Annotated in this window: 23 protein-coding genes and 1 pseudogene; 4 read left to right on the plus strand and 20 right to left on the minus strand. The window is 46.5% G+C overall.

Annotated features, from left to right (window positions below; genetic code table 11):
• Positions 1-27 precede the first annotated feature (27 nt).
• The 3 genes and pseudogenes from Q1A70_RS04095 to Q1A70_RS04105 form a co-directional block, all read right to left on the minus strand.
• On the minus strand, positions 28-1,077 hold the full coding sequence (locus Q1A70_RS04095) for an HlyD family secretion protein (RefSeq protein WP_299687330.1): 1,050 nt from the start codon (positions 1,075-1,077) through the stop codon (positions 28-30).
• Positions 1,078-1,264: 187 nt separating this feature from the next.
• On the minus strand, positions 1,265-1,459 hold the full coding sequence (locus Q1A70_RS04100) for an EamA family transporter (RefSeq protein WP_363318228.1): 195 nt from the start codon (positions 1,457-1,459) through the stop codon (positions 1,265-1,267).
• Positions 1,368-2,079: pseudogene (locus Q1A70_RS04105) on the minus strand (ISAs1 family transposase); the annotation flags it as partial. The pseudogene Q1A70_RS04105 and the gene Q1A70_RS04100, both read right to left, overlap by 92 nt.
• 102 nt (positions 2,080-2,181) lie before the next feature.
• Between Q1A70_RS04105 and Q1A70_RS04110 the strand changes: the two are divergent.
• The 4 genes from Q1A70_RS04110 (at position 2,182) to crp (ending at position 5,313) form a co-directional block, all read left to right on the plus strand.
• Positions 2,182-3,189, plus strand: coding sequence for a hydrolase (locus Q1A70_RS04110; RefSeq protein WP_299687327.1), 1,008 nt, complete (start codon positions 2,182-2,184; stop codon positions 3,187-3,189).
• A 94-nt stretch (positions 3,190-3,283) separates the two neighbouring features.
• Complete coding sequence (locus tag Q1A70_RS04115) at positions 3,284-3,496, plus strand: YheU family protein (RefSeq protein ID WP_299687325.1); 213 nt, start codon at positions 3,284-3,286, stop codon at positions 3,494-3,496.
• 75 nt (positions 3,497-3,571) lie between these two features.
• Positions 3,572-4,441, plus strand: coding sequence for a phosphoribulokinase (locus Q1A70_RS04120; protein WP_010435210.1), 870 nt, complete (start codon positions 3,572-3,574; stop codon positions 4,439-4,441).
• 239 nt (positions 4,442-4,680) lie between these two features.
• Positions 4,681-5,313, plus strand: coding sequence for a cAMP-activated global transcriptional regulator CRP (gene crp / locus Q1A70_RS04125; protein WP_004410522.1), 633 nt, complete (start codon positions 4,681-4,683; stop codon positions 5,311-5,313).
• Positions 5,314-5,468: 155 nt separating this feature from the next.
• Here the strand turns inward: crp and Q1A70_RS04130 are convergent, their stop codons facing one another.
• From Q1A70_RS04130 to pilM, 17 genes are all read right to left on the minus strand, one after another.
• Entirely contained in the window at positions 5,469-6,260 is a 792-nt protein-coding gene (locus tag Q1A70_RS04130; RefSeq protein WP_299687321.1) for a DUF1338 domain-containing protein, read from the minus strand.
• 182 nt (positions 6,261-6,442) lie between these two features.
• Positions 6,443-7,900: a succinylglutamate-semialdehyde dehydrogenase gene (gene astD / locus Q1A70_RS04135; RefSeq protein WP_299687319.1), complete on the minus strand. Its 1,458-nt coding sequence runs from the start codon at positions 7,898-7,900 to the stop codon at positions 6,443-6,445.
• 61 nt (positions 7,901-7,961) lie between these two features.
• Entirely contained in the window at positions 7,962-8,987 is a 1,026-nt protein-coding gene (gene astA, locus Q1A70_RS04140; RefSeq protein ID WP_299687317.1) for an arginine N-succinyltransferase, read from the minus strand.
• Positions 8,988-9,094: 107 nt separating this feature from the next.
• On the minus strand, positions 9,095-10,306 hold the full coding sequence (locus tag Q1A70_RS04145) for an aspartate aminotransferase family protein (protein WP_299687316.1): 1,212 nt from the start codon (positions 10,304-10,306) through the stop codon (positions 9,095-9,097).
• Positions 10,307-10,771: 465 nt separating this feature from the next.
• The gene (locus Q1A70_RS04150) at positions 10,772-11,350 is read right to left on the minus strand and encodes an aminodeoxychorismate/anthranilate synthase component II (RefSeq protein WP_299687368.1); all 579 of its coding nucleotides are present in this window, start codon (positions 11,348-11,350) and stop codon (positions 10,772-10,774) included.
• Positions 11,351-11,604: 254 nt separating this feature from the next.
• Positions 11,605-12,621 (minus strand): tryptophan--tRNA ligase, encoded by a 1,017-nt coding sequence (gene trpS / locus Q1A70_RS04155; protein ID WP_299687315.1) that lies wholly within the window; start codon positions 12,619-12,621, stop codon positions 11,605-11,607.
• A gap of 151 nt (positions 12,622-12,772) precedes the next feature.
• Entirely contained in the window at positions 12,773-13,459 is a 687-nt protein-coding gene (locus Q1A70_RS04160) for a phosphoglycolate phosphatase (RefSeq protein WP_299687314.1), read from the minus strand.
• Between the two features lie 119 nt (positions 13,460-13,578).
• Positions 13,579-14,253: a ribulose-phosphate 3-epimerase gene (gene rpe / locus Q1A70_RS04165; protein WP_017068835.1), complete on the minus strand. Its 675-nt coding sequence runs from the start codon at positions 14,251-14,253 to the stop codon at positions 13,579-13,581.
• Between the two features lie 204 nt (positions 14,254-14,457).
• Complete coding sequence (locus Q1A70_RS04170) at positions 14,458-15,303, minus strand: Dam family site-specific DNA-(adenine-N6)-methyltransferase (protein WP_299687312.1); 846 nt, start codon at positions 15,301-15,303, stop codon at positions 14,458-14,460.
• Positions 15,304-15,372: 69 nt separating this feature from the next.
• A complete protein-coding gene (locus Q1A70_RS04175) occupies positions 15,373-16,914 on the minus strand; it encodes an AAA family ATPase (RefSeq protein WP_299687310.1) in 1,542 nt (513 codons plus the stop codon).
• A 79-nt stretch (positions 16,915-16,993) separates the two neighbouring features.
• Positions 16,994-18,082, minus strand: coding sequence for a 3-dehydroquinate synthase (gene aroB / locus Q1A70_RS04180; protein ID WP_299687308.1), 1,089 nt, complete (start codon positions 18,080-18,082; stop codon positions 16,994-16,996).
• Between the two features lie 25 nt (positions 18,083-18,107).
• Positions 18,108-18,626, minus strand: coding sequence for a shikimate kinase AroK (gene aroK, locus Q1A70_RS04185; RefSeq protein ID WP_009848907.1), 519 nt, complete (start codon positions 18,624-18,626; stop codon positions 18,108-18,110).
• A gap of 176 nt (positions 18,627-18,802) precedes the next feature.
• Complete coding sequence (locus Q1A70_RS04190; protein WP_299687305.1) at positions 18,803-20,521, minus strand: type IV pilus secretin PilQ family protein; 1,719 nt, start codon at positions 20,519-20,521, stop codon at positions 18,803-18,805.
• Positions 20,522-20,556: 35 nt separating this feature from the next.
• Positions 20,557-21,075 (minus strand): pilus assembly protein PilP, encoded by a 519-nt coding sequence (locus Q1A70_RS04195; RefSeq protein WP_299687304.1) that lies wholly within the window; start codon positions 21,073-21,075, stop codon positions 20,557-20,559.
• Positions 21,062-21,655, minus strand: coding sequence for a type 4a pilus biogenesis protein PilO (gene pilO, locus Q1A70_RS04200; RefSeq protein ID WP_299687302.1), 594 nt, complete (start codon positions 21,653-21,655; stop codon positions 21,062-21,064). Before pilO ends, Q1A70_RS04195 begins: the two co-directional genes overlap by 14 nt.
• On the minus strand, positions 21,655-22,242 hold the full coding sequence (locus tag Q1A70_RS04205) for a PilN domain-containing protein (RefSeq protein WP_299687300.1): 588 nt from the start codon (positions 22,240-22,242) through the stop codon (positions 21,655-21,657). The genes pilO and Q1A70_RS04205 overlap by 1 nt, the downstream gene beginning before the upstream one ends.
• Complete coding sequence (gene pilM / locus Q1A70_RS04210) at positions 22,226-23,251, minus strand: type IV pilus assembly protein PilM (RefSeq protein WP_299687298.1); 1,026 nt, start codon at positions 23,249-23,251, stop codon at positions 22,226-22,228. The genes Q1A70_RS04205 and pilM overlap by 17 nt, the downstream gene beginning before the upstream one ends.
• Positions 23,252-23,393: the final 142 nt, after the last annotated feature.

Raw genomic sequence — 23,393 nt, forward strand, 5'->3', positions numbered from 1 at the left:
CAGTTAGTCGATGATTGAAAAACACAGTTAAACTAGGTAACGAATGCGAGCCAATACTTCCATCCATGCACTTCCGATCACATCCCAAAACGTCCCTTCTGGAACTACCATAACGCTCACTTTAGAACCTGAGAACAATGAGTGATCAAGTGACGGCAATGTTACTTGTGTACGCACCTTTTGTTGATCTCGAACCCAACGATCATCGTTCACTACTTTCGCTAAGCCGCTGTTGTCGCTGCTTGCATCGTAGATAGCCAGTTCACGACCTTGAATATTTCCCTCAAACACCTCACCAGGCATCGCATCAAACACCAAACGAACGGTTGTTCCCGCGGTCAGGTTTGCACTGCCTTTTTCATTGAAGTCTGCGTTAATCCAAGCATGCTGGCGGTCAACCAAAAACAAAACGGGGCTGCCAGCGCCAACATAGGTTCCTGAGTTAAGGTTGAGGTTGCTGATTACGCCATCAACAGGCGCGACGATTGTCGCTTTGTCCAAATCCAATTGCGCCAGCTCAACGCGAGTTCGAGCACCAGCCAAGGCACCGTTGTCGCTGCTTTTCGCGAGCTCGGCTTTTATCTGTTCAATCTCGGCTTGCGCAGCTTCGACGGCTTGTTGTCTTACAATCGTATCCGCTCGGCTATCATCTAACGTTTCTTGGCTAACAAGCTTTCTCGAAATCAATTGCTGGTTACGCTTCAACTTTCTCTCGGCATTCACAGCTTCGTGTTGGCGCTGACGTAACGTCGCTTCTGCGCCATGCAAATGCTGCTTGTTTGCTTCATAGCTTTGCTCTGCTTCAACCAAAGCCGCTTGAGCCTGAATTAGCGCCAATTCAAAACGCGTTGGATCTAAGCGAACCAACAAGTCCCCTTTTTTGACATCCTGACCATTCTTAACAGCCAGCTCCACAACTGGCGCCGACACCTCTGCAGCAATACGGCTGGTTGGAATGTGCAATTGAGCTTGAGTTGTGAACGGCGCAAGGTTGTCACTTGCCACCAAGAAAAGAGCAAACAAGGCACTGGTGCCAAGTGTTAAATAGAGCATCCATTGATACACTTTATTAGTCATAATGTTTCACCTACAACAAAGTAATGCGCTTAGTATACCCCATTTTGTTTCAGATGCAACATAAATCAAAGGAAAGGATCTTATAGATCTTGTAAGAAATACAGCAAGATACTGTTTATGAAAAATATAAATAGAAATCTGAATAAGAAAAAAGTCTGTTCTCTTACCTCAATGCGGTAGTCAAAATTTAAGCCTTTGCCAATTTAATACGGCGCCACAATCTTCCATCGATGGCTGACAAGCCAATGGCGATCAACAACATACCAACAAAGTTAATCACTTCTAACGACTCATTGAGGAACAATGAACCAAGCAAGATGGTGGAAACAGGCTCGAACAAAGTGACGAGTAATACATTGGTCGCTCCTGCAATCTCTAAGATTTTGAAATAAAGAACATAAGCGACGACAACAAGCCATATTCAACGCCGAATCCCCGGCGTAAATTCGCTGCTCGTCTTCTTTGAAAATAACGTCCAACGCCCAGTGCTGCTGATTCTCAATATGCCAGTGCTTTCTTGTTGCCTTTGAGGCTAACTCTAAAGATAAATGGTCTGTGCAAATATAGTACGAGGTTTCATAACTTCCTTTCTCTTTGACACTCCTATCTCTTATCACTGCAACAATGCTTTTTACGAGAAACCACTTATCTCTGAGTGCTTCGCTGAAGGCTGCAGGAAGCACGTAAACCTGACGAACCTCTTTTCTACCATGCCCTTTATCTTTCGTGATGTACGATTCCTGTTTATCTTCAGACATAGCCCAATGGCCTTGGAATTGCGCATCAATCTCTGCTAACAAGCTTAGTTGATTCAGTTTAACTTGTACTAGGAAGTCTCCGCCTTTATCAACCACTTTATTAAGTGTTTCAACCTGACAATGCAGGGCATCAGCCGTTAATAAACATCCTTTGATATCCAAAGCGTCTAGCATGTTTCTTATTGCTATTAGCTCCATACATACCTTTGCCGTCACAAGGTTAGTGTATGAGAGTCAAACCCTTGCACTTATACCGAGAATCAACCAAGCTCAAATGAAAATGTGGGCGTTCCGCTAAAAGCCCAACACTTTACCAAAGCCCATAAAAGAAGCATGAACTGTTTTTATGACAATATTTACCGCAGCAGCTGGTCTATCTAATCCGCACTTACAAACCTTATTGCCACGATTTATTAGAAAGCAGGCGCTGTTTCAGCCTCAGTGGCAAACACTAGAAACGCCTGATGGTGATTTTCTCGATGTCGCTTGGAGTGAATCGCCAGAAAGTGACACTCCAAGTATTAATCACTCTAGCCGTGGCAAGATCAGCAACAAGCCTATCTTCGTTCTTTTTCATGGCTTAGAAGGCAGCTTTAACAGCCCTTACGCCAACGGGCTAATGAATGCGTTTGCAAAAGATGGTTGGTTGTCTGTGATGATGCACTTTCGAGGCTGCGGTAAAAAGCCGAACCGTTTGGCTCGCGCTTATCACTCCGGAGAAATCGAAGATGCGCGCTTTTTTCTAACCCACCTGCATGCGCAGTTTCCTAATAACCCAAAGGTTGCGGTTGGCATCTCTTTAGGCGGCAACATGCTGGCCAACTATCTGGCTGAGTATGCCGATGAGCCACTGTTATCGGCCGCGACTATCGTCTCTGCACCTTTTGATCTCGCAAGTTGTTCGAGCCGCATTGAGCAAGGCTTCTCCAAGATCTATAAGAACTACCTGCTTAAATCACTCAAATCGAATGCCTTGAAAAAGGTCGCCCTGCTGCAAGATGAACTCGGTATCAGCGCCGAAACCATCCACAATATCGACAAACTGTATGAGTTTGACGAACGAATTACGGCCCCTTTGCACGGCTTCAAGGGTGCCCAAGACTATTATGCGCAATGCTCAGCGCTGCCCAAGCTCAATAAGATTAAACTGCCGACTCAGATCATTCATGCCAAAGACGACCCTTTCATGACCGATGACGTGATCCCAAAGTTCACTCTGCCTAACAACATAGATTATCGCCTATTTAAACAAGGCGGACACGTAGGCTTCATTACCGGTAGCACACTCAAACCTAGATTTTGGTTGGAAGAAGCATTGCCAGCCTACTATCAAAGCATTCAAGATTCGGCATGATGACTGAACCTTATTAAATAGAAACAAAACAGACTAAGCACAATCATTACCACATAGAACAACGTATCCATGAACATAAAAGAGAGAAGTATTTATGATCATCCCATGGCAAGACATCGCACCAGAGACACTGGAAAACCTCATCAAAGAGTTCGTACTGCGTGAAGGTACCGACTATGGAGATGTTGAGATCTCACTGCAAAACAAGATTGATCAGGTAAAACATCAATTAGCCTCTGGTGAAGCCAGTATCGTGTTTTCTGAACTGCATGAGACCGTTGATATTCAGCTCTCGAAACGCATCTAGGCTGCGCTTAGAAAACAGCCGTGTTATAGTGCAAACGATTACTAACAAGTAAGTTACTCAAAGACAAGGGTTGTCATGTCCGCTAAACATCCAATTATTGCGGTGACGGGTTCATCTGGAGCCGGCACCACCACCACCTCAGAAGCCTTCCGTAAAATGTTCAATATGATGGATGTGAAGGCCGCTTGGGTTGAAGGAGATAGTTTCCATCGCTTCACTCGTCCAGAGATGGATGTCGAGATCCGTAAGGCACGCGAGCAAGGTAAGCACATCAGCTACTTTGGCCCACAAGCGAACGACTTTGGTGCCTTAGAAGAGTTCTTCCGTAAATACGGCAACGAAGGGACAGGTAAAGTCCGCAGTTACTTACACACTTTCGATGAAGCCGTACCTTACAATCAAATGCCGGGCACCTTTACACCATGGCAGGAGATCCCTGAAAATTCCGATGTGATGTTTTACGAAGGCCTACACGGTGGTGTGGTGGATGGTGATATCAATGTTTCTCAGCACGTTGATTTACTGATCGGCATGGTACCCATCGTTAACCTTGAATGGATCCAAAAATTCGTGCGTGATACTCGAGATCGTGGCCACTCACGTGAAGCGGTCATGGACTCAATTGTTCGTTCAATGGATGACTATCTGAACTACATTACCCCGCAATTTTCACGCACTCATATCAACTTTCAGCGCGTTCCTACGGTAGACACATCCAACCCACTTAACGCCAAAGGGATCCCAAGCTTAGACGAAAGCTTCGTCGTCATACGTTTACGCGGTATTAAAAACGTCGACTTCCCTTATCTGTTAGCGATGATTGACGGCTCATTTATGTCTCGCCATAACACGCTCGTGGTTCCCGGAGGCAAGATGAGCTTTGCCATGGAGCTGATTGTAAGGCCCATCCTCCAGCAACTTATCGAGACCGGGAAAATAGGTTAACAAACCGCCATCCCTATTGATTACTTTTCATACCGTGATCATCTACACATTTTTGCTTAAAAAATCGTAGCTTGGTCACGTTTAAAATCAAGAAATAGTACCTGAAAAAGGATACTATTCTTACACGAGACACAAGAAAGCTTGCAGCAATTAACCTGTGCTTTTACCCTACAAGTCAATCTAGGCTTAGCTAAGCTACGGAAAGCAGCAAGCATACCCTGCAGAGGAAGTGAGATATTATGGTTCTAGGTAAACCTCAAACCGATCCAACATTAGAGTGGTTCCTTTCACACTGTCATATTCATAAGTACCCTTCAAAAAGTACGTTGATTCATGCTGGTGAAAAGGCTGAAACTTTGTACTACATCGTTAAAGGTTCTGTGGCAGTTCTTATCAAAGATGAAGAAGGTAAGGAAATGATCCTTTCTTACCTTAACCAAGGTGATTTCATCGGTGAGCTTGGCTTATTCGAAGAAGATCAAGAGCGTACTGCGTGGGTTCGAGCTAAATCTCCTTGTGAAGTGGCTGAGATTTCTTTCAAGAAATTCCGTCAACTGATCCAAGTGAACCCAGACATCCTAATGCGCCTTTCAGCGCAAATGGCAAGTCGTCTACAAGTCACTAGCCAAAAAGTGGGTGACTTAGCATTCCTTGACGTTACTGGTCGTATCGCTCAAACGCTACTAAACCTAGCAAAACAGCCAGATGCAATGACTCACCCTGACGGCATGCAAATCAAGATCACTCGTCAAGAAATTGGCCAGATCGTTGGTTGTTCTCGTGAGACAGTAGGTCGTATCTTGAAGATGCTAGAAGAGCAGAATCTCATTTCGGCACACGGTAAAACTATCGTGGTCTACGGCACTCGTTAATCTCGATTAACCAAGACAAAATTTGAAAGCCATCCAATTTACACTGGATGGCTTTTTGTTTTTAGAGCTCTAGAGAGCAAATGCGAGATGCGAATAAAACACCTACAGCTTCCAAGCGCAAACTGTCTCGAAGCGAAGCGTGCTCGTATCTTTCTTTAACCGTTGGTGCTTTCAAAGATTTTATCAGCCGATGCTGCAACAAATCCTGTATAAAGCTCACCATTGGCCATAGTGTAACGCTTAGCGAACTCATAGAAGCCACCAGGAATCATCTCATTGCCTTCAACAAATGAAACGGGGACTTTGTCTGCCATGGTTGAGGATTGCTCTAACAACACCTCTGAAGAGCCTTTCACCTCACCGCCAGAGGCATTAATCGTGAAACCCGACTCGCTCAGGTAGTCATTCACGGCTTGCACTTCATTGAAGTTATTCAGCTGATTGATACTGACCGTAAAGTGATTGGCACCATATCCATGAGCCGCGAGCCAAGACGCGTATTCGCTCTCTTTCGCCAGCACTTGGAAATCAGCGAAGCTCAAATCCCATAGACGCCCACCAAACAAGAACTCATGACCTTGAAGCTTGTTTGCATCCACTTGCTCAACAAGCTTAGCCACAATGGCTTGCAGTTCACTTGAACACTCTTCAACCTTCAACTCACTAATGAACACTTTGGGTTGTTTTGGATCCGAGTGTTCGTAATGCTTCGCGACTAGCTTCTTGCTCTCAAACAGGTAGTCACCACATGCTTTATAGCCTAGCTCAAGGAAAGGCTTAGCAAGCGTTTCAAGACCCAAAGGGGCAACATTGAAGGTGCGCAGGGCAATGTGATCATTAATCAGCGCTGCATCTTCTTTCAGCAAGCGGTGTACTTTCCCTGCTGATGGACAAAGCCTATGGATGTAATCGTCCCACAGTAATTTAAACAGTCGTTCGGGCGTCATGGTGACTCCTTATTAGAGGTTCTGGGCGTGTTGACCTTTCGCGGTTAAATTTCGTTCAAGATAAAAGCATTTTAATCGCGGCGAGGGGGAAGTAGCCTAGTCATTCTAAGCAAATCCTCCTCAACAAAGAGTAAAACGCTTTTAGCCGAACCCTCCGGGCAGCGTTTGCTCATGCATTTAAACTACAACTCAATACCCGGGCTAAACGTCGCTGGCAGCTGAGTTTCACCACCTTCCATTGAAGCCATTGGGTAAGCACAGTAATCAGCCGCGTAGTAAGCGCTTGGGCGCAGGTTGCCCGAAGCACCTGGGCCACCAAATGGGACATCACCACTTGCACCTGTTAACTGGCGGTTTCGGTTAACAATACCGGCACGGATATGATCCACGAAGTATTGCCACTCAGCATCGTCTGTTGATACAAGACCAGCTGATAAACCAAAGCGTGTGTCATTCGCCAATTCAACCGCTTGCGCTAGTGATTGGTAACGCACCACTTGTAGCAATGGCCCGAAGTACTCTTCATCCGGCAGTTCTGTAATGTTGGTGGCATCGATAATACCCGGAGAAACAAACGCTGCTTTGCCCGCTTTTACTTCAACTAAGCTAACACCACCTAACGATTGCAAGTTAGCTTGCGCGTCCAGAATGAACTTAGCGGCAGCTTCAGAGATTTGCGGCCCCATGAAGGGCGCAGGCTCAGCGAAAGGCTGATCAACACGAATATTTTGCGTAGCTGCTACCAACTTATCGAGCAGTTGATCGCCCTTTTCACCAACAGGTACATACAAGCGACGTGCACAGGTACAACGTTGACCGGCACTAATGAAGGCTGATTGAATAATGGTATAAACCGTCGCATCGACATCGCCATAGTGCTCACTGATCACCATCGGGTTGTTACCGCCCATCTCTAGCGCCAGCATCTTACCCGGCTGACCGGCAAATTGACGATGCAGGATATGACCAGTATTGGCACTACCTGTGAACAGTACGCCATCAAGACCTTTAGCATCCGCCAGTGCGATGCCTGTCTCTTTAGCGCCTTGTACGAGGTTAATCACGCCCGCAGGAAGACCCGCTTGTTGCCATAACTTCATTGCAAACTCGCCCGTCCAAGGCGTCTGCTCTGACGGCTTAAATACCACGGTATTGCCCGATAGCAGCGCTGGAACAATATGACCGTTAGGTAGGTGACCCGGGAAGTTGTAAGGGCCGAACACCGCCATCACACCCAATGGACGGTGACGCAGTACAATTTGGTTGCCTGCCGCTTCGCGTGACGCTTCACCGGTACGCTCGTGGTAAGCACGAATAGAAATAGCAATCTTGCCCGCCATCGCGCCCGCTTCAGTGCGAGTTTCCCAAATCGGTTTGCCGGTCTCTTTGGCGATGATTTGCGCGATCTGTTCGCTGTTCTCTTTTACTTTCTCAGCAAAGTTCAACACGATCGCTTCACGCTCGGCAAAACTCAGCTTCTTCCAAATTAAAAAAGCCTCGCGTGCTGCTGCTACAGCAGATTCAACCTGCGCGGGTGTTGCGCTATCACCTTGCCACACTACTTCATTATTGTATGGGCTGACTGATGTCATGGTGTCACCTTGACCTGCCACCCACTGTCCTGCTATCCACTGAGTCATACTTCTATCCTTTCCATCTTCGACAGATAATCGCTGCGGTTATTGATCTAACGCTAATGAGCTAAAGTGATTGAGCGAGCATACGAACGAATTCGCCTTCTTTGACTTCGAGAGCCTGTGCTACGTCAGGTGATAAAATCACGGTGTCGCTGGCTTGGTCATACGCCCCTTTCGCAGCAACGGCACGGAAGTTATCAAATGAGGTGTTTCCGATCAGAAAGTCTTGTGAACTAGAGTGCGTTGCAATTTGAACCTGCGCCCGAATCGAATGACGCACAGATTCGATATTTGTTAAATCGCACTCAACCGTTGGCCCGGCATCAAAGATGTCGACATAGCCACGGTTAGTAAAACCCTCACGTTCCAGCAACTTAAGAGCTGGACGGGTATTGTCGTGTACTTGGCCAATCACCGCCTGAGCTTCTTTACTCAATAGATTTACGTAGATTGGCAGCTTCGGCATCAGATCGGCGATAAAACCTTTCTTACCAATACCAGTGAGGTAATCCGCGAGCGTAAAATCAATCGAGAAAAAGTGCTCTTGTAGCCATTGCCAGAAAGGAGAGTTACCTTCGGCATCTGATACGCCCCGCATTTCAGCAAAAATGGTCGTTGAGAATCGCTCTGGATGCTCAGCCATCAGTAAGAAGCGGCACTTAGACATCAAGCGACCATTCAAGCCGCCTCGGAAAGCAGGACGTAAAAACAACGTGCAGATCTCACTGCATCCGGTGTAGTTATTTCCAAAAGTCAGCAATTTAACTACGTTATTCACGCCAAGCTTGTGTGAAGAGTGAACCACCTTACTAATGTGGTAAGAGTAAAAGGGCACATCCCAGCCAATAGAAGCCTCGATGCCTGTGGTACCAGCCACTTCACCGGTTTCCGTGTCAAAGCCAACCATAAGGTAGCCTTCGTCACCGGGCTCAGTCACATCTTGCTTAGCAAAACTGTATTCGGAATGAGTAATTCGACTGGTTAACAACTCTTCGTTAACCGGGAGCGATGTGAATCCGTGTCCTGATTCCACCGCGCAGTTATGCAGCGAGTCATAATCAGATAATGTTATTGGGCGAACAACCAGCATCAATATTCCCTCCAGATGCAAAATAGGCCCAAGACCAGCAGCTTGGGCCTTTAGCAAAACGTCATGGGATCACTCTATTGGCGATCATTCCTATGACGCCGCTCAGGCTAAACGAGCGTCGCGATTGCCTTGTCTAGTTTTGATAAGCCTTCTTCAATCTCTTGTGGCGTGATAACCAGTGATGGCGTAAAACGCACCACGCTGGCACCGGCAACCAGTACCATCAAACCTTGCTCGCCAGCGGCAACTAATACATCACGAGCACGCCCTTGCCATTCGTCGTTAAGCGCAGCGCCTAGTAACAGACCCTTACCACGAATTTCACTGAATATTTGGTACTTATCGTTAATTTTAGCCAAACCATCACGAAACAGTGCTTCACGCTCTTTGACACCCGCCAATGTTTCAGGCTGACTAACCACATCAACCACCGCTTCAGCAACGGCACACGCCAATGGGTTACCACCGTAAGTCGAACCGTGCGTACCGACTTTTAGATGAGCCGCGAGTTCCGTTGTGGTGAGCATGGCACCGATAGGGAAACCACCACCCAATGATTTTGCCGTGCTGAGAATATCAGGTGTAACGCCTAGGCCCTGGTAAGCGTAAAAATCACCCGTACGACCATTACCGGTTTGCACTTCATCAAAGATAAGCAGGGCATTGTGTTTGTCACACAGCTCACGAACCGTGCTCACAAACTCAGACGTTGGAGAAATGATGCCACCCTCACCTTGCAGAGGTTCCATCATGATGGCGCAAGTACGATCTGAGATATGTGCTTCAAGTGCTGCAATATCGTTGTAAGGCAGATGAGTGACATCGCCCGGTTTAGGCCCAAAGCCATCCGAGTAAGCCTCTTGACCACCGACAGTGACAGTAAAGAAGGTACGACCGTGGAAGCCTTGGTGAAATGCAATGATTTCAGATTTCTCAGGACCATGAACATCCGCCGCCCAACGACGAGCCAGCTTGAGGGCTGCTTCATTCGCTTCAGCGCCAGAGTTAGCAAAGAATACTTTTTTGGCAAAACATACGTCGGTTAGCTTTTTTGCTAGACGCAATGCAGGTTCGTTGGTCATCACGTTACTTAGGTGCCAGATCTTATTCGCTTGCTCGGTAATCGCGTTAACCATTGCCGGGTGACAGTGACCCAAACAGCTCACAGCGATACCACCTGCAAAGTCGATATACTGTCGGCCTTGTTGGTCCCAAACGCGTGCCCCTTCCCCTTTTACTGGGATCATTTCCATCGGGTTATAACAAGGCACCATCACCTCATCAAATAGACTACGTTCTACATTCTTTTCCACTGTCATCCTACATTCCTTCTCGGTACCGCAAGCTTCGCAAATAAGCGTAATGATTCATAAGTGAGACGAAAAATATTTTGTCCCGCCACAATCCAGCTGCAGCATTATATTTACATTTAATTAACCTTTACAATAGTAGATTATTCTTTAGCTATGCTAAACAACCAGCTAAACGCCACTACCTATGACTATTTATGCATTAATAAACCTGTTTTATGAAGCTTTTTTTACCTAAAGATATTTCCAGTCACAACCAAGCCTTGCTGGCATTACGCCATATAGGGAGTGAGAGGAAATAAGGCGAATAATTTTGCATGGGCTAAAAACTTAGCGAAGCGAGAGAGAAATGTTATAAAAAGTGATCAGTGTCAGAGGGAAAGAGGCGCGTAAGGCCCGAATTTAAACGCTTAACGAATGAGCTGACAGGTTTAACTGGCTTATTTAGACGGAGAAAGGGTCAAATTTAAACACTTAGCGTGCTAGGAAGTTAGCGAGAAGCTGGTGTCCTTGCTCTGTTTTAATCGATTCAGGGTGAAATTGCACCGCATCAATAGGCAAGGTTTTATGTTGATAACCCATGATCTCATCCATACTGCCATCTTCAAATTCCGTCCAAGACGTCAGTTCAAAGCAGTCTGGTAACGTGCCATTTTTCACCACTAGCGAGTGGTAACGTGTCACGGTCAACGGGTTGTTCAATCCTTGAAAAACACTCTTGCCATTGTGGCGTATCGGAGAAGTTTTACCGTGCATCACTTGTCTGGCTCTCACCACTTCACCACCAAACACCTGAGCAATCGCTTGATGACCCAGACACACGCCTAAGATTGGTAGCTTACCTGCAAAGTGCTCTATCACTTGTAGAGAGATCCCTGCATCGTCAGGCGTACAAGGACCCGGCGAGATCACAAGATGGCTAGGATTCAGCGATTCAATACCCGCAATATCAATCTCATCGTTGCGAACCACTTGCACAGTCACGCCTAACTCACAGAAATACTGATACAAGTTATAGGTAAAAGAGTCGTAGTTATCGATGATAAGTAACATGGGTAAAATCGTTGGTTGAATACTGAATGATTGGGAGATGTAGAGGCGGTATTGTGCAACACCTAGGGTGAAAGGCAAGTGGAAACTGCATTTCATCAATAATTAACAGCGAGTGAAAGCGTTATCCATTTCAGCTGAAGTTATTGAATGCTCATCACTACTATTTAGTAATAGTAATTGAGTGCACTAAAAAGCCCAAAGTAAACAAAAGCTACTTTGGGCTCAAATTATCAAGCGAGTTGTTTTAGTTCACCCTATGGGCGAGCAACAAAACCAACCGCTTGGTATGCTTTTTTCAGGGTGACGGCAGCACGTTCAGAGGCTTTTTCAGCACCCGCTTTCATGACTGCGTCCATGTAGGCACGGTCAGCACGGATACGGTGGTATTCAGCTTGGATCGGCTCAAGCATCTCAACCAATGCTGCGCCTACATCTTTCTTGAATGGGCCGTACATCTCAACGCCTTGGTACTGCGCTTCGATCTCTTCAAACGTTTTACCCGTCGCTGCTGAGTAAAGACCCATTAGGTTAGAGATACCCGCTTTGTTTTCCCAATCGTGAGCAATGCGTGGTGGTGTTTCTGCATCCGTTTGCGCTTTGTTGATCTTCTTAATGATCGACTTAGGCTCTTCTAGCAGAGTAATCACGTTCTTACGGTTATCATCCGACTTAGACATCTTCTTAGTCGCGTCTTGCAGGCTCATTACACGTGCATTCACCGTTGGAATGTAAGGTTCTGGCACTTGGAAGATTGGTGTTTCAGGCCCGTAGATGTTGTTGAAACGAGTGGCGATATCACGCGCTAGCTCTAGGTGTTGTTTCTGGTCGCTACCTACTGGCACTTGGTGAGCACCGTAAAGCAGGATGTCTGCAGCCATCAACACTGGGTAATCGTATAGGCCTACGTTTACGTCATTTGAGTGACGTGCAGACTTATCTTTAAACTGAGTCATACGGCTCAGTTCACCCATTTGTGTGTAACAGTTAAGAAGCCAACCAAGTTGAGCATGCTCTGGTACGTGTGACTGAACAAATAGCGTGCTCTTCTTTGGATCAACACCGACAGCAAGACAGATTGCTAGTGCGTCTAGAGTCGCTTCATGCAGTGCTTTCGGGTCTTGGCGAACCGTAATTGCGTGAAGGTCTACAACACAGTATTGGCAATCGTAATCATCTTGCATCTGTTGCCATTGACGTAGAGCACCCAAGTAGTTACCGATACTTAGTTCACCAGATGGTTGAACACCACTCAATACGATGGGCTTGCTCATGGTTTTAATTCCTTTGCTTATTCGCTAAGTTTATTGAACGCTTAGCTTCTTAACTTAAATATAGAAAAGCCGCACAGCTCTTTCTGCGCGGCTCATCCAGTGTACTCATTGACAAGTATTTTGCTAGTGGCTTCGCTAACTTTTGTCCGCTTTATACTGAAACGAGAACGACATCGAGTAATTGCGCGACGCTATCCGCGACATAGTCAGGGTTTGATGCTGAAATGGGCTCGCCGTGGTTGTAACCGTAAGTTAGGCCAAACGAGTGGCAACCCGCATTCTTAGCCGCTTTGATGTCGTTGCTTGAATCACCAACCATCAGCATCTCCTCCGCTTTCACGTTGTGCTTTTCTAGCAACCAGTTCAGCGCTACTGGGTTCGGTTTTTTCTCTGGGAAAGAGTCGCCGCCAAGTACATCTACAAAGTACTTATCGATACCGTGTTGTGCCAGAACGTCGGGGACAAACTTCGATGGCTTGTTGGTTACAAGCGCCAGGGTGAAGCCCGCTTTATGTAGCTCTGCTAGCGTCTCTTTCACCGATAGGTAAAGGTGGCTTAGCTTGTGGCCGCCCTGTTCGTAAAAATCATCAAACAGGATGCGCGCTTTCTTCAGCAGCTCAGGCTCTAGGCTTGGATCAACGGTTAGGTTGCGGCTGAGTGAACGCCCGATAAGCACGTCTGCACCATTACCTACATAATCGCGAACTTGTTCTTCGCTCACTGAAGGGAAGCCTAACTCCTGACAAGCTTGGTCAGCGGCGACAGCCAAATCAGGCACGCTGTCTAACAAGGTTCCATCCAAATCAAAGGCAATCAGTTTTATTGAGCTTAATGACATCTTACTTTCCTATTAATTATATTCGTCTTATGTGTTGAGCAATAAAACGTAAAAAAGGGGCCAATCAGCCCCTTAATCTAAATTTTTTGATTTTGGGTCAACTGACCCTAGTTCTACTTTTATGCGTTTACTTTTGCAAGCTCGGCACGCATCTCATCAATCACTTCTTTGTAATCTGGTTGATTGAAGATAGCTGAGCCAGCAACGAACATATCTGCACCCGCTTCTGCGATTTCACGAATATTATCAACCTTTACACCACCGTCGATTTCTAGGCGAATATCACGACCTGATTCGTCAATCAACTTACGAACAGCACGGAGCTTATCGAGCGTGTGAGGAATGAAAGATTGGCCGCCGAAACCTGGGTTCACAGACATCAATAGAATCATGTCTACTTTATCCATGATGTAATCTAGGCAAGAGAGTGGTGTTGCTGGGTTTAGAACCACGCCCGCTTTACAGCCGTGCTCTTTGATCAGTTGTAGAGTGCGATCGATGTGCTCTGATGCTTCAACGTGGAAGGTAATCATTGAAGCACCCGCTTTTGCAAACTCAGGCACGATGCTGTCGACTGGCTTAACCATTAGGTGAACATCGATAGGAGCAGTAATGCCGTAGTCGCGCAGCGCTTTACAGATAGGTGCGCCAAAAGTCAGGTTAGGTACGTAGTGGTTGTCCATCACATCGAAGTGCACAACATCAGCACCCGCTGCGAGTACTTTTTCTACGTCTTCACCAAGACGAGCAAAATCTGCAGACAAAATCGATGGAGCGATTAGAAAATCTTTCATACCAAACCTCTTAAGAGTGAGTAAATTGCGAATGTCACCGTCTTGGTGCTCTCTCATACACAAATACAAGACTCAAGCCCAAGACTATTTGGTGTGCAATTCTACCTAAGCACCTAAGCAGATCCTAGCAGTTCGAAAGATTAGTTTAAGAAAGTATCCGTTGGTCACTCAATTTAATGAGTTTGGAGGTGATTCTGACCAGAACTATTCCGCTGATGGGTGTTGCTGGTTTTTCTCTTTATGGAAAAGTGCCAGTAACTCATCAACTTTATTACGCCCAGCGCCATTACGGCTGATAGTGCGCTTCACCTTCACCACATTCAATTCCGCACCATGATACAAACGACGAGTTAATGTCGTGTCGTGGTTAGAAATCAACACAGGGATACCACGTTCTGTCGCTGCTTTTTCAGCAACGTCAGCCAGTGCGGCTTGATCATCTAAGCTGAAGCCATTACCTGCGTAAGAGGTAAAGTTAGCGGTATTTGACAGTGGTGCGTACGGAGGATCGCAGTAAACCACGCAACCTTTACGAGCACGGCTAAAGGTCTCATGGTATCCCTCACACACGAAAGTGGCCTTTTTCGCTTTTTCAGCAAAAAACTCCAGCTCGGCTTCTGGGAAGTAAGGCTTTTTGTAAGAACCAAACGGAACGTTAAAACCGCCTTTCTTGTTGTAGCGACACAGGCCATTGAAGCCAAATCGGTTCATGTACAAGAAAGCAAGTGAGCGATACATAACATTGTCAGTATCGTTGAACTGAGCTCGGATATCTAAGAAGGCTTCTTTGCGATTGTTCTCAGGACAGAACCAGCGCTTCGCTTCCGTGATATAAGTTTCAGGATCGGTTTTAAGTAGATTGTACAGGTTGATAAGATCGGGGTTGATGTCAGCCAGCAGGTACTGTTCGTAGTCCGTGTTCAAAAACACAGAACCAGCACCAACAAACGGTTCTACCAATTTACGAGCAGGTGGCAGGTGACGTTGGATGTCTTCAACTAGGCCATATTTACCACCAGCCCATTTTAGAAAGGCACGCTGCTTTTTCATTTACTGCTCTATCTATCAACACAAAAATAAGGCTGCGGAATGTAACATATTTTGAGGCTAAGCTCAGGGTTATTTCGCACGTTCTATCTCTCGATGCACTTGATTCATCGATTTTGCCCAAGGTTCCAACTGTTGAAGTGGCTTTGAGAGTGTACTTACCGCATCTCGCGCCACCTGAATCGTTGGGTAATCTTGATAAGTGATGATAAACCACTTGGTGTCATTACGATACGTTGGGTAGATACGAACCTTATCCTCTAGTTCATGCTCTTCAATAAAAGATTGCACATCTTCCAATGAGGTCATCGCACTCAGTTGCAGGGTATAAGCGCGTGGCGAGATGGCTTGCAGCGCTTCACGAGCAAATGAGAAGGTGATGGTCTTAGTTGGAGGCGTTGACTGTGTCAGATTTGAATCCTCACTAACTGAAAGCTGCGACTCTGTTTCTGCTTCTGTTTCTGCTTCTGCTTCTGCTTCTGCGGCATCAGGCTTCGAGCTCACCGCCGCCCCCGAATTCTCATCAACGACTGTATCAATCGCACTGGTATCGACGCTTTCAGCTTTATCATCAAGCAAGGCGTCAACCACATCAGAAGTAATCACCACACGCTGCTGATCTTGCGCAGCCTCGCCGACACTGGCGGTATCTTCCACCACAACCGGCGGCAAAGAGGCACTGTCATCATCTGCGCCTTGATAACGCTGGCCGGATTCATATCCATCTTGTTGGTTAACGGCGGTTTGCTGACGACCACTTTCGACCTCAATGGTTGGAATTACCGTCTGTTCAATAGGAACAATAAGAGATTGCGCTTTATCATCGGGGGTCGGTTGACTGAACATCCACCAATAGCCACCACCAATTAACACCAACAGCAAGGCCACCACAATCGTGATATTGATCGGCGAGCCAATGATTGAGCGAATAATAATCCTTTTTTCCACTTTCAATTCTCCTAAAGCCATTAACTCACCGGGCAGAGGTTGCGCTTTCTTAAACGCACGACGCACACGAGCTTCAGACTCATCATTAACGTATCGAATCACCAGTGATTCAAAGAAATGTTCAGCCTCTGGTTGCGAAAGGTTATCGATTTCAAGATCGATAGGCTTGTGTTGTTGGCCGTGACTCAGGCGCGTTAATAAAGGGTCTAGGTGGCCAGTTTCCGCGAAGAGAACGACGTTGATCGTCCATTGGGGGTTTGCTTGAGCTTCCAGCACCAATATCCATAATTCGGAGATGAATAGCTCTGAGAGTCGGTGGGCATCATCAACAACGATAACCACACTGCACGGTTCTCCATCCAGTAACCGAATAAGGCTATCTGATAAAGAATCCTGTTGATTGAATAAGGGGTCAGAAACAATTTGGCTAAGAATAAGCGCGCGGCGTTGTTGATCATCTTGGCTTGGGTGGCAAAGCAGTAAACACTGATTTTTTTCTGTCGACCACGCTTCTAGATAACGCTGAGCTAACCAAGACCGGCCAGATCCCGCTCGACCAGCTACGGTCACTAGGTTTGAACTAAAGTTGGTTAGAAGCTGTAAGCGCTCTAGCAACTCTACTTGAGACTCTAACTCTAATACTCTTAATTCATGAGCCAAACTCATTGGGGATCCCTACTGACAAGGTCAATCAGTAAAACGCTTCAGTTGCCTAGGGTTTAGCTAGGCAACCTCACAACCAAATTTAAAGAGTACGGCAGAAGTCAATCGCTTGTTTAATGATGTCTTGAGGCACATCTACAACCACTTCAGCAGTACCAATACTTGTTGGTAATACCAGACGCAACTGACCAGATAACACTTTTTTATCACGCATCATGTGCGTCATAAAATCATCAAAAGACATGCTTTCTGGTGTATGGACTGGTAATTTAGCATTCTTGAGTATCGCTATAATTCGCTCAAGTTGCTGCTGGGTGATCAGCCCCTGCAATTGCGCCGTTTTCGCTGCCATTACAGTGCCTGAAGACACAGCTTCACCATGTAGCCAATTACCATAGCCTAGTTCTGCTTCGATCGCATGACCAAATGTATGACCTAGGTTCAATAATGCTCTGATTCCTGACTCTTTTTCATCTAGAGTCACCACTTCTGCCTTAATTGCACAACAACGAGCAATTGCGGTAATCAGTGCCTCTTCATCAAGTTGATAAAGTTTCTCTAGATTCTGTTCCAACCAATCAAAGAAGGCTTCATCGTAAATGATGCCGTATTTGATTACCTCAGCCATGCCCGCTGCAAACTCACGCTCAGGAAGCGTTGATAAACAGTTAGTATCGATGATCACAGATTTCGGTTGGTAAAAAGCGCCGATCATATTCTTGCCAAGGGGATGGTTTACTGCGGTTTTACCGCCTACAGAAGAGTCCACTTGAGAAAGAAGGGTCGTTGGGATTTGAATGAAATCAATACCACGCTGGTAACAAGCAGCAGCAAAACCGACCAAATCACCAATAACACCACCACCTAAGGCAACCACCACCACATCGCGGCTGTAATTTCCTTCAAGCATGTAGCTCATCACTGAATTGAACGTTTCAAGGGTTTTATACTGTTCGCCGTCTGGCAACTCTAAAAGAGTGGTTTGACAGCCTACTTGATCCAGTAGCGATAAAATTTCATTCGCATACAGAGGCGCGACTGTCACATTGCTGATAACAACGACTTTCTGTTTGCTAGATAAAAAGGAAAGGTACGCCGGGTCTTCAAATAACCCGGCGCCAATAGAGATTGGGTAGCTACGTTCAGCTAGATTGACCGTAATCCGTTCCATGGGTTTGCTCTCCGAAAAAATGAACTTAACGTTCTTCTAGCATTTTTACGATCTGGTTGGCTACCACTTTTGCACTTTGATCGTCAGTACGAACTGTATAGTCCGCCACTTCTTCGTATAGTGCGTTGCGCGATACCGCTAGATCTTCTAGCACATCACGCGGGTTGTCTGTTTGAAGTAGAGGGCGTTTCTTGTCGCGGTTAGTGCGAGCAAGTTGCTTTTCAATTGTTGTCTCTAGGTATACAACAATGCCTCGTGCAGATAGACGGTTACGGTTTTCTTTGCTCAGCACTGAACCACCGCCTGTCGCAAGAACAATACCTTGTTCTTCTGTCAGATCGTTGATTACAGATTCTTCGCGCTTACGGAAACCATCTTCGCCCTCAACATCAAAAACCCATGCGATGTCTGCGCCAGTGCGCTCTTCGATCACAGTGTCAGAGTCTAGAAACTCCATATGAAGTTGGGAAGCTAGGTGTCTACCAATTGTACTTTTGCCGGCGCCCATTGGGCCAACAAGAAAAATATTGCGTTTCTCAGCCATGTTTTTAGCAGTAATTTACAACGTTAATTCAATGACATCGCCACAAGGTAGGTCAGTACAAGTACTGAAATTAAAAGGCCCGTGGCACCGATTCCTCACAGATAATTCGTGATAAGACCCGAAATTATCAAGGTTAGGTGCCACTAATGCAACTTTATTTTTAATCTAATTGTTCATTACTGAATCACAACTTTGGGTGTGACAAAAATAAGTAGCTCACTTTTGCCTACATTTTCATAGCTGCGACGGAACAATGCCCCCAAAACGGGCAGGTCTCCCAACAGAGGAACTTTATCAACAGTGCTACTCACGCTGTGTTGAAATATCCCGCCAAGCACAACGGTTTCACCATTATTAACAAGTACTTGAGTGCCAATTCTTTGAGTGTCTATTGCCACTGCTTCCCCGGTTCCTGTTTTTACAACTTGTCCCGGTCTATCTTGAGTCACGCTCAAGTCCAGCACCAAACGGTTATCGGGTGTGATCTGCGGGGTCACCTTAAGGCTCAATACCGCTTTCTTAAATGCGACCGAGGTCGCACCACTCGAAGAGGACTCTAAATATGGAATTTCTGTACCTTGTTCAATATAAGCGGGTTTTTTATTGGTGGTAATTAGGCGTGGGCTGGAGATAATTTCCGCTTTCGACTCTTGTTGTAAAGCAGACAATTCGAGATCAAGCAGCGTCTCTGAGCCGAGTTTCGCCACTTGAAACGCAATACTTGAAGCATTAGGCGATGTGGCCGCTAGGTTCACGTTGAGGTAGTCATCGATCAAACTGCTGCCACCATCATCGTTATATGGGCTAATAGCGGATAAATGGTTACCTTCTACCGAGCCACCAACGGTGAAATCGCCATTGGTTGAGGATACCCCCCAACGCACCCCCAGTTCATCTAGGTTACCTTCGGTGACGGTGACAATGCGCGCCTCTATCTGCACCTGCTTAACGGGGATATCCAAAGACTCGATGATCCCACGAATCACCGCAATGTTCTCTTCAAGCTCACGGATAAGCAGTGAATTAGTTCGCTCGTCAATGGTGATCGAGCCACGCTCAGACAACATGCTCACCGCGCCTTCACCGGCAATCATATCGGCAATGTCGGTCGCCTTGGCAAAGTTGATCTTGATGATTTCCGATTTAAGCTCCCCCAACTCCTCTTCTAAACGCGATTTCTCTAACGCTTGTTGCTCTCGAAGGTCGAGCTCTGCTTTTGGGGCGACCAAGATGACATTGCCATCAACACGCTTATCCAACCCTTTCACTTGCAAAATAATATCGAGAACTTGCTGCCACGGTACGCCATCTAAGCGTAACGTTAGGTTGCCCGCGACCGAGTCAGACACCACGAGGTTGAAATCGTTATAATCGGCAATAAGCTGCAGGACATTACGCACTGGGATATCTTGGAAGTTAATCGATATCAGCTTACCCTCTTGCTCTAGAATGCTTTGCTCGGTTGTTGCTTGATCGATGGCGGGTTGACTGATCACCACCTCAATAAAACGCCCCTTGAGATCGTATTGATACTGATAGTCACCGCGGATCGTCGCCAGCAGTCGTGTACTTGGCGTCTCTTGATAGACCTCAATCCCTTCCACTGAGGTGGCGAAGTCTTTAACGTCCAACAGATAGACCTTGTCGTCATCGACCTGAGTATTGATTAGCTCGATGCTCACCCCTTCCTGAGCACGCTGCACATCCACCATTGCCGTGCTGGCTGCGAGCTCAATGATAATGACCGCGTCTTTATCCTTATTCACCCTAAAATCAATATTCTCGAGCTTATTCGGTGGGCTCTGGGCATAGCTGGACATGCTCGCCATCAACATCACAGGTACTGCTAGACCTTGCAGAGCTTTGGTTATGAACTCATTTATTCCTTTAATCATATTTACATCTCATATCCACATCATGTGACATTGGGTTACTTCAGAGCTAGCTTAACGTTGCGCTTATGCCAGCAACCTAAACCATCTGGGAGGGTTTCATTAATCAGAATATATTGATTGGTGACCTGAGTGACTCGGCCATTGTTTAAACCGATAAACTGACCTTTTTTCACGTTCACTACATTACCGCTTGGTGTTTGCACTAAACCAAATACGCTCGACCCACTGCCCATCACGCCTTTCAAGCGCAGCTTACTGAGTGAGTATTTTTCTAGTTTACCGTTGCGAGAGCGGGCTCTTGGCTGCCAACAGTCCTTTTGCACCAAGGGTTGGTTTGGCACAATGGCCTCTTTGGGAAGCTCGAAAGGAGGACGAAAGGCTCGTCGTTGGTAAGTGGCGGCAGTAAACTCAGAGGCCGGCAGCAGCAGTTCGACTTCTTTTTTTGCTTTCGCTTCGGCCTGCACCACAAAATCTTCCAGTGAGTCTTGATTAGCTTTGCAGCCAGCCAGTAACAGCACCAAAAAGCTTAGGTAGAACACTCTATTGATCTTCATTGTTCACCTCCGGCTTAAACTGATACGTGTATGCTCGAACCCTAAAATGCAGCGTGCTGCTTTCTTGGCTAACCCGCTGCCACTTCACATCATCAAAGCTGATGATCCGTGACAACTTAGCGATGGCCGCTGAGAAGTCACCAATGTCGTGGTAGTCCCCTGTCAGTTCGATATTGAGAGGAAGCCGATAGAGAAACTCCTTATTCTGCTTCTCCCCCCAATCGATTCGGGTAAAGGTCAGCGCGTTATCCAAACCGAGCTCATTGACCGAGGCCAACATACTGGCTAGCTCTTTTTGAACCGGTAGCTGCTCTAGCAGGTAATCATAACGGTTGGTTAACTCATTCAACTGGCTCTGGAGCTTGGGCAGCGCGGCCACCTTATTGGCTTTGATCCTCAAGGTCGCTTTCAAGGTCTGCTCTTGTTGCTTCATTTTTTGCAATTCATTATCCAATGGCAGCACATACAGCCAAGTCCCGAGTCCTTGTATCAACACCATCAACACAAAGATCACCAGCAACTGAGGCAGCAGTGGCCAATCGGTGATCTCATCAACATCCAGATCTTGAAAGCTAGCCATTATTCCCCCCCCTTGTCGTGAGCGATTGGATTGTCTAGTGACACAGGGCTGAACACAAAGGAGACCTTGAAGGTTTGGAACTCCTTGTTGAATCGCTGACGGTTATGCACGATAGAGTGCATTTCAACTCCAGTTAGCGATTCAGAACGCTCTAAGTTGTCGAGCATGGTCGCGAGACGGGCCGTGCTGTCGCTGATCCCCGACAGTTCAATCTCCTGACCATTCATTTTGATTTTATCGACATAGACCCCTTCCGGAATGAGCTTCGGCATCAGGTTCATAAAGTCGGTGGTTTTATTGCGGCCAAGCTGTAAGGACTCGACCACTTCCAGCCGAGTCAAGATCGCTTTATGCTCTTGCTCAGCAACCTTTAGCGATTGAATTTGACGGTCGAGCTTCTCTATGTGCTGTTTGAGGTAATTGAGGCGAGATTGCTGCTGAGATTGTTGCTGATGGAAGTAGGTACCCGCCGCCCATTGCCCAGTAAGCGCTAGGATCACGCCAAGAATGACGAGGTTGATAAAACGTTTTTTGTGCTGAGCGCGAAGCTCATCGCGCCACGGCAGCAGGTTAATTTGATGCAACATGCTTCTCCCCCTGCCATTTGAGTCCACTTATTGCCATCCCCGCTGCAATGCCAAAGTGCTGCCAGTCGATGGGCAGCTGGCGTCTCTTGGCGACTTTGTTCTCAAACAGAGACAAAGGGTTCAATAACTCACAGCTCAACTGAAAATGGCGCTCCAACTCTTCGGTCACCATCGGCGTGCTCGCCCCCTCACCCATCAGCCAGATCCCTGAAATAGGCTGGTGCGGATTGACCGATGAATAGAGCTGCACCTGGCGCTTGAGCTTTTCGATCAAATTGACCACAAAGCGATGGCTATCCTCAGAGGTGCCAAAACTCGGCTCGATATGGCTCGGGTGTTTGATACCATGTAGCTCTTGAGTGCCAAAAGCGATGTCTTTATAGAAGGGAACGGAACCTTGCGGGATAACCCCTAACGAGGTTTGATCAACCCCAATATCCACCAGCAACCAGTGATTCTTGTCTGGATACAGGCGATCGGCGAGCTGCCAGATATTAAGCAGCCCATGCGCCTGCGTATTGACCATTACAGGTTTAAAGCCAGCCTTAGTTAGAGCGTCGGCTCGACTATCCACGACTTCCTTGCGAGTCGCGTACACCTGATAGCTGCTTGTCGATCCTTTGCCAAATCGTTTGTCTTCCAGCTTTACAAAATCTAAACTCAGCTCCTCGATAGGAAACGGAGATTGATGAGCGAAGGTTTGATAGATAGAAAACTCTTTTTCTCGCTCTTCTAACTCACACTCTATTTGCAGTACCTTGCTGATCACAGTGTTATCAGGTACCGAAATGGCGACGTTACGGCTGCCAAAAGGCAGGCTTTTCCTAAGTTCTTTGAGTTTCTTAACAGTCTGCTGATACTCAAGAGTATGGTTAGCTGTAAAAATGTCGTCCGAAATCGGCAGCTCTTTGTATCCCACCAGGGCATACAACTCCCCAACGGGTTTTAGCACCACAGCTTTGATATTGTGGTGATTTAAATCTATACCTGTAATTAATGATGAACCCATGTGACCTAGCTCCTGAAGTGCTGAGCATTTCGTTGATTATCTAGGGGTTGTGATTATTAGTTAAATAAGCGTTAATAAACGAAAGCTAAATTTTTAACCTAGAGTACAAGGGTTTGCTGCTCATCAGCCTTAACTAATCAGG

Source organism: uncultured Vibrio sp. (assembly GCF_947488985.1).
Taxonomy (GTDB): domain Bacteria; phylum Pseudomonadota; class Gammaproteobacteria; order Enterobacterales; family Vibrionaceae; genus Vibrio.

What these genes read in the sequence shown, in the direction of transcription:
- Q1A70_RS04095 (WP_299687330.1), bottom strand. Translation starts at nt 1,077, where the DNA reads ATGACTAATAAAGTGTATCAATGGATGCTCTATTTAACACTTGGCACC.
- Q1A70_RS04110 (WP_299687327.1), top strand. Translation starts at nt 2,182, where the DNA reads ATGACAATATTTACCGCAGCAGCTGGTCTATCTAATCCGCACTTACAA.
- Q1A70_RS04115 (WP_299687325.1), top strand. Translation starts at nt 3,284, where the DNA reads ATGATCATCCCATGGCAAGACATCGCACCAGAGACACTGGAAAACCTC.
- Q1A70_RS04120 (WP_010435210.1), top strand. Translation starts at nt 3,572, where the DNA reads ATGTCCGCTAAACATCCAATTATTGCGGTGACGGGTTCATCTGGAGCC.
- crp (WP_004410522.1), top strand. Translation starts at nt 4,681, where the DNA reads ATGGTTCTAGGTAAACCTCAAACCGATCCAACATTAGAGTGGTTCCTT.
- Q1A70_RS04130 (WP_299687321.1), bottom strand. Translation starts at nt 6,260, where the DNA reads ATGACGCCCGAACGACTGTTTAAATTACTGTGGGACGATTACATCCAT.
- astD (WP_299687319.1), bottom strand. Translation starts at nt 7,900, where the DNA reads ATGACTCAGTGGATAGCAGGACAGTGGGTGGCAGGTCAAGGTGACACC.
- astA (WP_299687317.1), bottom strand. Translation starts at nt 8,987, where the DNA reads ATGCTGGTTGTTCGCCCAATAACATTATCTGATTATGACTCGCTGCAT.
- Q1A70_RS04145 (WP_299687316.1), bottom strand. Translation starts at nt 10,306, where the DNA reads ATGACAGTGGAAAAGAATGTAGAACGTAGTCTATTTGATGAGGTGATG.
- Q1A70_RS04150 (WP_299687368.1), bottom strand. Translation starts at nt 11,350, where the DNA reads ATGTTACTTATCATCGATAACTACGACTCTTTTACCTATAACTTGTAT.
- trpS (WP_299687315.1), bottom strand. Translation starts at nt 12,621, where the DNA reads ATGAGCAAGCCCATCGTATTGAGTGGTGTTCAACCATCTGGTGAACTA.
- Q1A70_RS04160 (WP_299687314.1), bottom strand. Translation starts at nt 13,459, where the DNA reads ATGTCATTAAGCTCAATAAAACTGATTGCCTTTGATTTGGATGGAACC.
- rpe (WP_017068835.1), bottom strand. Translation starts at nt 14,253, where the DNA reads ATGAAAGATTTTCTAATCGCTCCATCGATTTTGTCTGCAGATTTTGCT.
- Q1A70_RS04170 (WP_299687312.1), bottom strand. Translation starts at nt 15,303, where the DNA reads ATGAAAAAGCAGCGTGCCTTTCTAAAATGGGCTGGTGGTAAATATGGC.
- Q1A70_RS04175 (WP_299687310.1), bottom strand. Translation starts at nt 16,914, where the DNA reads ATGAGTTTGGCTCATGAATTAAGAGTATTAGAGTTAGAGTCTCAAGTA.
- aroB (WP_299687308.1), bottom strand. Translation starts at nt 18,082, where the DNA reads ATGGAACGGATTACGGTCAATCTAGCTGAACGTAGCTACCCAATCTCT.
- aroK (WP_009848907.1), bottom strand. Translation starts at nt 18,626, where the DNA reads ATGGCTGAGAAACGCAATATTTTTCTTGTTGGCCCAATGGGCGCCGGC.
- Q1A70_RS04190 (WP_299687305.1), bottom strand. Translation starts at nt 20,521, where the DNA reads ATGATTAAAGGAATAAATGAGTTCATAACCAAAGCTCTGCAAGGTCTA.
- Q1A70_RS04195 (WP_299687304.1), bottom strand. Translation starts at nt 21,075, where the DNA reads ATGAAGATCAATAGAGTGTTCTACCTAAGCTTTTTGGTGCTGTTACTG.
- pilO (WP_299687302.1), bottom strand. Translation starts at nt 21,655, where the DNA reads ATGGCTAGCTTTCAAGATCTGGATGTTGATGAGATCACCGATTGGCCA.
- Q1A70_RS04205 (WP_299687300.1), bottom strand. Translation starts at nt 22,242, where the DNA reads ATGTTGCATCAAATTAACCTGCTGCCGTGGCGCGATGAGCTTCGCGCT.
- pilM (WP_299687298.1), bottom strand. Translation starts at nt 23,251, where the DNA reads ATGGGTTCATCATTAATTACAGGTATAGATTTAAATCACCACAATATC.